This is a genomic window from Peptidiphaga sp. (assembly GCF_057238965.1).
Window position 1 is genome coordinate 1 of sequence record NZ_DBHHEV010000110.1, and the last position, 7,075, is coordinate 7,075.

Annotated in this window: 8 protein-coding genes; 5 read left to right on the plus strand and 3 right to left on the minus strand. The window is 62.6% G+C overall.

Annotated features, from left to right (window positions below; genetic code table 11):
• Nucleotides 1–191 (minus strand): hypothetical protein (locus ACO48X_RS10225; protein ID WP_485001992.1); only part of this gene is annotated, 191 nt, incomplete at its 3' end.
• 55 nt (nt 192–246) lie between these two features.
• On the minus strand, nt 247–1,785 hold the full coding sequence (locus tag ACO48X_RS10230; RefSeq protein WP_485001993.1) for an alpha-amylase: 1,539 nt from the start codon (nt 1,783–1,785) through the stop codon (nt 247–249).
• A 381-nt stretch (nt 1,786–2,166) separates the two neighbouring features.
• Here ACO48X_RS10230 and ACO48X_RS10235 point away from each other — a divergent pair, with 381 nt between their 5' ends.
• From ACO48X_RS10235 to ACO48X_RS10255, 5 genes are all read left to right on the plus strand, one after another.
• A complete protein-coding gene (locus ACO48X_RS10235; protein ID WP_485001986.1) occupies nt 2,167–2,574 on the plus strand; it encodes a YidH family protein in 408 nt (135 codons plus the stop codon).
• Between the two features lie 434 nt (nt 2,575–3,008).
• Complete coding sequence (locus ACO48X_RS10240) at nt 3,009–3,482, plus strand: hypothetical protein (protein ID WP_485001987.1); 474 nt, start codon at nt 3,009–3,011, stop codon at nt 3,480–3,482.
• 84 nt (nt 3,483–3,566) lie between these two features.
• Nucleotides 3,567–3,866 carry a type II toxin-antitoxin system TacA family antitoxin gene (locus ACO48X_RS10245; protein WP_485001988.1) on the plus strand — a complete coding sequence of 100 codons (300 nt, stop codon included), beginning with the start codon at nt 3,567–3,569 and terminating at the stop codon, nt 3,864–3,866.
• Complete coding sequence (locus tag ACO48X_RS10250) at nt 3,863–4,387, plus strand: GNAT family N-acetyltransferase (protein WP_485001989.1); 525 nt, start codon at nt 3,863–3,865, stop codon at nt 4,385–4,387. Before ACO48X_RS10245 ends, ACO48X_RS10250 begins: the two co-directional genes overlap by 4 nt.
• A 328-nt stretch (nt 4,388–4,715) precedes the next feature.
• Entirely contained in the window at nt 4,716–5,984 is a 1,269-nt protein-coding gene (locus tag ACO48X_RS10255; RefSeq protein WP_485001990.1) for an ATP-binding protein, read from the plus strand.
• Nucleotides 5,985–6,140: 156 nt separating this feature from the next.
• On the opposite strand, the gene ACO48X_RS10260 is transcribed toward ACO48X_RS10255, so the two are convergent.
• A complete protein-coding gene (locus ACO48X_RS10260; protein ID WP_485001991.1) occupies nt 6,141–6,821 on the minus strand; it encodes an ATP-binding protein in 681 nt (226 codons plus the stop codon).
• Nucleotides 6,822–7,075 lie beyond the last annotated feature (254 nt).

Sequence of the window (7,075 nt, forward strand, 5' to 3'; positions counted from 1 at the left end):
CTTCTGGCGGGAGGAGCCGGCCCTGATCGCCCCGGCCACGTGCGGGCGCCGGAGCCGAACAGGGCGATCTCGCCCGGTTGCGCCGGGGAAAAGGCGCCGTCGGAGCGCAGCAGCACCATGCACTCGGGAGCCAGGGCACGGACAGCGCTGAGGTGGTCAACCTCGTAGGCTGTCAGGGTCGGCGGCCGCAGAATGAGCTGCGCGGACAGTGCGGCTGCGATCCAGGCAACGGATGCCGCGACGCGATCAATCCCCGCTTCCCACACGCAGCCGGTATTCCTCGGCGCCGTCGAGCATTGGCTTGGCCGCTTCGGGCACGTACACGCTCAGGCCGCCGTCGCTCACGGAGAGTTCTACGACGCCGTCGTCGCCGACGACGACCGGTTCGTGCCCGCCCACCACGCTGACCCATTTCTTTCCTGCGTGGCGCGTGCCGACGTAAAGGCGCTTGGCGCCGGCCAGACGGTCCGAGAGCACCGCCGCCAGTCCGGAGCCGGGGTGGGCGTCGTCGCCCTCGCGCGCGAAACCGACGACGTCGGGCGCATCGAAGGCGTCATGCTGGGGGCCGTGGGCAAGTGCGCGCCGAATGGTCATGAGCAGGGGCAGCTCGGCGACGGCCGGCAGATCGCCGGTCTCGGGCGTGCCGAAGAGATCGCCCCAAAAGACGCAGGGGGTTCCGGCCTCTCGCAGCAAGATGACGGCGTAGGCCGACGGCTTGAACCACGACTGGACGGTGGAGGCCAACGACTGCCCCGGCTGGGTGTCGTGGTTTTCGACGAACGTGACGGCGCGGGCGGGGTCGGCGTCGACGAGGGTGCCCTCGAAGAGTCGGGAAAGATCGACGTCGCCGTTGGAGTTCGAAGCCGCGTGCAGGTGGAAGTGCAACGGCACGTCGAACAGGCTCGTGGACGGGACAGCTTCAAGGTATTCCTTCAGCTCGCCGACGTCGTGGGACCAGTACTCGCCGACGGCGGGAAGGGCGCGTCCGGTGGCTTTGCGAAGTTCGGGCAGCCAGCCGGCGAAGAAGTCCGCGCCGATGTGTTTGACGGCGTCGAGCCGCAGGCCGTCAATGTCGGCGGTCTCGACGTACCAGCACCCCCATCTGTCGAGTTCGGCCCGCACCTTCGGGTCGGCGACGTCGACGTCGCAGCCCATGAGGTAGTCATAGTTGCCGAACTCGTCGTCGACGTTCTCGTTCCACTGCTTTCCCTCGAAGAGCCACACTCCCGAAATTCCGCGGGTTTCATCCCAGTCGGAGCCGTTGAAACACGTCCAATCCCAGGTGAAGTCGGAATAGGCGCCCCCGCGGCCGGGAAATTCGTAGCGCGTCCACGCTTGGATCTCCTCGGCCTCGCCGATGGGCCGACGGCGGTCCCCCGGGTCGACGGGCGTGGCGCGCACGGTTTCGACGGCTTCGCCGCCCATACGGTGGTTGAGAACGACGTCGGCCACCACGGAGACGCCCGCGGCGTGCAGCGCCGCAACGGCCGCGAGGTATTCATCCTTGGTGCCATACTTGGTGGGCACGGCGCCCTTCTGATCGAACTCCCCCAAGTCGTACATGTCGTAGACGCCGTATCCGACGTCCTTCACCCCGGCATGCCCCTTGTAGGCGGGCGGGAGCCATATGGAACTGACGCCGCAGGCGGCCAGAAACTCGGCGTTGCGGGCCAGAAGCCGCCAGTGGCTCGAATCCGGAGCCATGTCCCAGGCGAAAGCCTGAAGCAGAAGGGGGTTGACGACGTCGGACGCCCTCTCGTTGTTTGCGCGATCGTTGTTGCCCATGTCTTCGGTCCTTTCACAGCTCATCGATCGAGTCTCACGTAGACATTACCCGCCGATCCTTTCGAAGAATCCTTACAGACAGCTGAAGGAAGCTTGATGCGACGGCAGCCGACCAGTCCCGGGGCGCATGAGACGGCGCCCGTTGACGAGAGGCATGAACGGGGCGACGCAGCCGACCAGCCCCAAGGCGCATGAGAAGGCGCCCGAACAATACAAGACGCCTCCCAAAAGGCGGTGGGTTCGACGCTCCGGGACGTCTTCTCCAGAAGCCTCTGCCCGCCCGAAAGACGTTTTGTTTCACGCATTCGAAGGGCGTCTTCTGCCCTTTGGAAAAACCTTGCGCCGTTGACGCATGGCGAAAGGGTCTTATAGCGTCACCGTATGACGGGAAAACAAGAAAAAGAGCTCCGCGAACGGCAGCCATCATGGCCTGCGTGGCTGAGCTGGGCTCTTCCTATAGCGGGCACGATCATACTTGCCTTCGCGGCACTGACCGGCGGAACCGCAGTCCTCCTCTGGAAATTCGAAAGTGAATGCCCCAAGGCAACTGTTGACTGCGTATACGTGGTGCGGCGTCCAGGCCTCCTGTTCCTGGGGATCTTCGCGCTTGTGAGCGCTGCAATCACCCTGCGGAAGACAGTACGTGCAATGCGCAAGCGCGATGTGCAGGAGATGCGAACCGTCCTCGTCCTCCTCTCAGTCACTCTCGCCCTTGCTCTGTCTATATTGGGCGTGCCGTTCCTCGACGCTACTTTCGACGATCCGTACTTCCCGCCGCCCGGCGGTTGACACATCCCGGCGGTTGACGCACGCTGCAGGCACAGCGAGTCGACTGGCGGTTGATGCATCCTGGCGAGACTTTCTTCATTCCAGCGAGACTTTCTTCACCGCGGCGAGACCTTCTGTATCCCGACGAGACTTCCTGCCGATCCCGGCGAGACTTTCTGTATTCCGGCGAGACTTTCTGCCGATCCCGACGGGAGCAGGACATTCATCGGCGATCCTGGCGAGCCTGGCGATCTTCGCGACCCCGGCGACCCCGGCGATCCGATCCTTCGAATGTCACTTCCTCAACGGAAAGAAGATCCACGCGGACCGCCGGCAGGGTGATCGACGCGAAGACTTCGAAAGGACCTCGGATCGCGGACCCAGAGAGTTCTCCCGTAGTTCGGAGGAGCCTTGCGCCGTTGACGCATGGTGAAGAGGTCTTATAGCGTCGCCGCATGACGGAAAAACAAGAAAAAGAGCTCCACGAGCGGCAGCCATCATGGACTGCGCGGCGGATCCGCGCCCTTTCCATAGCGGGCGTCTTCATACTTGTCGGCGCAGCGATATCCGGCGGAGTCGCCATTTTCACGTGGCAGTACAAAGACCTTTGCCCCGAGGGAGGAGAGTGCAAAACACTCGTATGGCGCCCGGGCCTTCTATTCTTGGGAATCTACGCCCTCGCGTGCGCCGCGATCACCCTGTGGACGATGATCCGTGCGACGCGCAATCGCGAAGTGCGCCAGCTCCGAACCTCCCTCGCCCTCCTCGCAGTCACTTTCTCCCTGATTCTGGCCGTCTGGTGCACGTTGCTCATCGACAATTCTTCGTACAAACGTCATGAGTACCGGCCTTCCAGCGACGATCCTTGCGAAGTCTATGACTGCAGCCCTTCCAGCGCCACTCCGCCGACGGAGGGAAGCTCGAAATGAGGGCCTCGCAAGGAAAGCAGCAAGCAGCATCATTATCGAAACCGAATTATGGATGTACAATGTACGTACACGAAAGGAGTTTCCATGCCGACAACCGCCAAAACACGTCGCATCAACCTTCGCGCCAGCGAACGACAAGAGGCGGCGATACGCCATGCAGCTGAGTTAAGCGATTCGACGGTTTCAGAGTTCATTTTGAGAAGCGCTGTCGAGCACGCCGAACGAGTAGTGCTCGCTGACCGCCGTTGGTTCACGCTCTCCGACGAGGAGTACTCGCTCTTCCTAGAAGCACTTGACTCGCCGGTCGAAACCGCCAAGTTACGGCGACTATTTGAACGTGAAAGCCCCATTGGCTCCGAAATCACGTTGCGCGACGATTCATGAACGCAACGCTGCTAGCACCGCGCCGCCTGCAGAAAGAGGATTCGCGTAAGGGCTTCAAATCGGGCGCTGACGAGCTCGACACGTGGTTTGAGAAGTTTGCATGGGAAAATCAACGGAACAACAATGCAGTGACCTACGTCGCATGCACCGATAAGCGTGTTGTGGGTTATTACGCGCTAGCCGCGGGCGGCGTGAGCAAGGCAAGCGTTGACGAGCATTTCGCCATGCGTCGCCCGAGTGACATTCCATGCATATTGCTCGCCAGGCTCGCAGTCGATGAACGTGCAACCGGACAAGGAATCGGGATGGCAATGCTACAGGACGCTCTTCGAAGAGCACTGGCAGCAAGCGAGTCCCTCGGTGCAGCATGCGTTCTCATTCACTGCCGTGACGCCGTGGCGAAGTCCTTCTATATGCACCATGTGGACGCGCTCGCCTCGCCAGCCGACCCGCTCCAGCTCATGGTTCCAATGAAGCGCATCGAGGCGCTGCTGGTTGAGCAGGGACAGGATGGCGGATAGAGGCCGGGCACCGATACGTTTCCACCTTGCCTCATACAAAGCAGCGAAACCACGCCCCACATGCTTCCACGCGTCTGCACACGCCCCCGCCGCACGCGCCAGCAGTTTCCCTTTTGCCCTTACACCCGCTTCGGAAACCGCAATTTCCTGTCAAGATCCGCACGCTCTTCGCTCAAACTCCGTAAACAACCTACTGTACTGTCTGCAAATCCTCCACTTCAGCATCTGCAAACACCTCATTTCATTTTCTGCAGAATCCTCAGTTGAAGCCCTGCGGATTCCCCAACAGCGCCACCCCGCGACCCAAACTTGCATATAGACTGGCGCCATGGACACCAGCAAAGTCACCGGAATCAGCTATTTGCCGCGCGCCGTGGACCCGCTCATGATTCGCGTGCTTGACTCAGCTGGTGCGGCCATTCTGGAAGGCCCTCGCGGCTGCGGCAAAACCATGACGGGCCTTGCACACGCGTCGTCCTACACACTGCTAGACACACCAGAGGCCCAAACTGCGGCCGAGATCGATCCGCGTCTGCTGCTGGCCGGGGCTTCCCCTCGCCTTCTCGACGAATGGCAGCTGATCCCCCAGACCTGGAATCTGGCTCGCAGAGAGGTCGATTTTTCCTCCGAACCCGGACGCTTCATCCTCACGGGTTCGGCCGTTCCTGCCGCCGACCCAATCCGGCACACTGGCGCAGCGCGCTTCATCCGAGTCCGTCAGCGCACCATGACCTGGGCAGAAAAGGAGAACAGCCTCGACGACGGCGGAGTGTCGCTAAGCGCGCTGTTCGAAGGCGAGTCACCGCAACCCTCAATGTCCGCAGCCCCGCTTGAGCATATTATCCAGAGCATTTTGCGCCCCGGATTCCCCGGTCTGCTGAACTCTCCGTCGGATATCGCAGCACGGAGCATGGAGAGCTACATCAAGGACATCGCAACCACCGACATCAACAGGCTCGCGAATCTGCGTTCGGAACCCGCAGTCGTCGAACAGCTCATTGCCTCGCTGGCCCGTTCCTCCGCGAGCGAGGTTTCCCAGGCGACGCTGCGCAAAGACATTGCGCGGACGCTCCCCGCGCCTTCCGAGGGCACAACTGCCAAGCTCCTTGAGCTGCTAGAGCGAGTCTTCCTGCTAGAGAAGATCCAGCCATGGGCCGTTTCCCTACGGTCCAAGGCTCGTCTGCGCCGTTCGCCCAAATATCACCTGGCGGACCCCGCGCTGGCCGCCGCAGCTCTGCAAGCCGACGCCAACCGTCTGAGCGCGGACCTGGAAACGCTCGGTTTCCTCTTTGAATCCGCAGTCGCCCACGACCTGCTCGTCTACGCGGAGGCCTTGGGCGGACACGTGCATCACTATCGCGACTCCAACGGGCGTGAGATCGATGCGGTTCTGACGATGCCCAACGGAAGCTGGGCAGCCATCGAGGTGAAGCTCGGCGGCGGGCAAGCACAGCGCGGAGCTGAGAGCCTCGCCTGCGCCGTCGACCAGATCGACGCCGCACCGCCGGCCTTTAAAGCGGTGATCACAGGAACCGGCTTCACGGCGACCCTGCCCGACGGCACAATCACCTTCCCGCTGCACGCGCTCCGGCCTTGAACGCGGCCGCGTCCGACCGGACTCTCCGCTCCGCTGCACGTTGCGTGCCATCGCGTTCTGCGCGCCGTCGCACACGGCGTGCCGTCACGCCCTGCGTTCCATCTTGTCCTGCGCGCCGTCGCCTTCCGCCTGTGTGTCATCGCATTCTGCGCATCGTCACACGCCGATCAGGGCAAGAGGCACGACGCCGATGCCGTCGGGACGACGATAGGCGGCGGTGCCGGTATTGACGATGATCGAGTCGATCAATCGCTGGCCCATTCGCTTGCGCAACCATTGAAGATGCTTGGTGTCGCCGTCGTCGACGGCACCGGCAGCCTTGACCTCGATCGCCAGGACGGCGCCATCTTCACGAGTGACGACCAGATCGACCTCGTGGTCGCCGTCGCGTGTGCGGAGGTGCCCGACGTCGGCCTCAGCAGCTTGAGCCGCAACGCGGATGCACAATGTCGCCAGCGACTCGAACATGCTTCCGAGCATGGTCCTCCCTTCGGGCCCGACAGGATCGCCTCCGGTTCCCAGGAGCTTCGCTTCGTTCAGGCCGAGAAGACGAGCGGCGAGCGCAGGATCAGCGAGGTGATGCTTCGGGGAGCGGCCGAGTCGCGTGAACTGGCTGCCGCCGAGCTCCCAAGCGGGCACCGGGTCGAGAAGCCATAAAGATTCCAGCACTCGCCGGTACCCGTCCGCCGTAGAACGAGCCGGCTTGTCGGCCTGCCCCGGGGTGGCAGCGTCAAGAATCTGTGAGTACCCAGCTGTGCTGGAGGTGGCTGCCGCGTAAGACCGCAGCCATGCCATCAGCGCATCCGGTCTGCGAACAGCGGGTCCTTGCTCGGGCACGTCACGGTCAACCGTATTGCGAAGATAAGATTCAAGCTGAAAACGCCTAGCACGGCCACTGAGAGAACGAAGAGCGGGAAAGCCGGACGCCAGAATCTCCTCGACCTACCTCACCAGTCGCACATCGGTTTGCCCGTGAAGCTGCTCGCGACCGCCCTCCAAAAGGTGCGTCAGGCTCACGGCCGGCTCCCCAACCCCTCTTTCCTCAAGAGTCATAGGGCGCATGCGAAGCCTGCCAATTCGGCCTTCGCCTG

What these genes read in the sequence shown, in the direction of transcription:
- ACO48X_RS10240 (WP_485001987.1), top strand. Translation starts at nt 3,009, where the DNA reads ATGACGGAAAAACAAGAAAAAGAGCTCCACGAGCGGCAGCCATCATGG.
- ACO48X_RS10255 (WP_485001990.1), top strand. Translation starts at nt 4,716, where the DNA reads ATGGACACCAGCAAAGTCACCGGAATCAGCTATTTGCCGCGCGCCGTG.
- ACO48X_RS10245 (WP_485001988.1), top strand. Translation starts at nt 3,567, where the DNA reads ATGCCGACAACCGCCAAAACACGTCGCATCAACCTTCGCGCCAGCGAA.
- ACO48X_RS10230 (WP_485001993.1), bottom strand. Translation starts at nt 1,785, where the DNA reads ATGGGCAACAACGATCGCGCAAACAACGAGAGGGCGTCCGACGTCGTC.
- ACO48X_RS10250 (WP_485001989.1), top strand. Translation starts at nt 3,863, where the DNA reads ATGAACGCAACGCTGCTAGCACCGCGCCGCCTGCAGAAAGAGGATTCG.
- ACO48X_RS10235 (WP_485001986.1), top strand. Translation starts at nt 2,167, where the DNA reads ATGACGGGAAAACAAGAAAAAGAGCTCCGCGAACGGCAGCCATCATGG.